The following is a 1,519-nucleotide window of genomic DNA, read 5'->3' as shown; positions in this document are numbered from 1 at the left end:
ATGGAGGAACGGACGAAGAAGGAGAAGTCATGTCTGATATCTGTTGGTGCCCCGATTCAAGGCATCTTTATTTAGTACGCGAAGATGAACGTCTGCTTAGAGATTTTTGGGTGATAAATTCGTTGGATGACAGGCCTTCCCTGACTACTTATCGTTATGAATTCCCTGGTGATAAGAATGTAACCCAAAATGAACTGGTTATAGTTGATGTGATTGGGCGTACCGTAAAAAAAACAGACATAAGTAAGTGGCCGGATCAATACATAAATCCTTTGTGTGTGACAAAGGATAGTAAATACCTCTTTTTTGAACGTACGAAACGTACATGGGACGAAGTGGATTTGTGTTCTGTCAACCTCTCTACAATGGAGGTGAAAGAAATAATTCATGAAGTTGACAAACCGTATCGTGATCCGCATGCTCGTAGTGTCGCTATTTTGAATGATGGTAAAGATATTCTTTTTCGTTCGGAGCGTACGGGATGGGGGCATTACTATCATTATGATGGTAATGGAAAGTTGAAGAATGTGATGACTTCCGGTGAGTGGGTGGCAGGTCAGATAGCTTCTATTGATACTTTGGGGCGAACAGTATATCTATATGGATATGGCAGGGAAAAAGATATTGACCCATCTTATTACATGCTCTATAAAGTGCATATTGATAGGGAAGGAGTAACTCCATTAAGTACGGAAGACGGTCAGCATCAGGTTAAATTCCTGAAGTCTAATAGATACTATATTGACACTTATTCAAGAGTGGATATGGAACCTAAAATCATGTTGAAAGATAACAAGGGACAAGGGATTCTTGAATTGGCAAAGCCGGATATTGAATTAGTCTACAAAGCCGGATGGAAAAAACCGGAACGTTTTGTTGTGAAGGCTGCTGATAATATAACCGATTTACATGGAGTAATGTGGAAACCGGCAGACTTTGATTCTACTAAGGTATATCCGATTATTTCTGTGGTATATCCGGGGCCTTACTTTGGTCAAGTTCCTACTTCATTTACCTTAGAAGACAGATGTTGTACCCGTTTGGCGCAGTTAGGTTTTATCGTAATTGCTGTGTCTCACAGAGGAGATACTCCTATGCGTGGAAAGGCATACCATCGGTTTGGTTATGGTAATATGCGTGATTATCCATTAGCTGATGACAAATATGCTATTGAGCAGTTAGCTCGGAGGTATTCATTTATTAATGGTAAAAAAGTCGGTATCTACGGTCATTCCGGTGGAGGATTTATGGCTGCTGCAGCCATCTGTACTTATCCGGACTTTTATAAAGCTGCTGTCTCCTGTTCCGGAAATCATGATAACAATATCTATAATCGTGGGTGGGGAGAATGCTATAACGGTGTGAAGGAAGTGGAAAAAGTAGTAAAAGATAGTTTGGGTAATGAGACAAAAGAGTATGGATACAAGTTCAATGTGAAGCCGAATACGGAGATTGCCAAGAATTTGAAAGGACATTTAATGCTCGTCACCGGTGATATGGACAAGAACGTGAACCCTGC

At 40.6% G+C, this 1,519-nt stretch carries 1 protein-coding gene; it reads left to right on the top strand.

What is annotated here, in order from left to right:
• On the top strand, positions 1 to 1,519 hold a 1,519-nt coding region (locus AB5935_RS24930), incomplete at both ends, for a S9 family peptidase (protein ID WP_368327747.1).

It is taken from the genome of Phocaeicola sp. RTP21198st1_B8_RTP21198_201120, assembly GCF_040929485.1.
Taxonomy (GTDB): domain Bacteria; phylum Bacteroidota; class Bacteroidia; order Bacteroidales; family Bacteroidaceae; genus Phocaeicola; species Phocaeicola dorei.
This window is presented reverse-complemented; position numbering and strand designations above follow the sequence as displayed.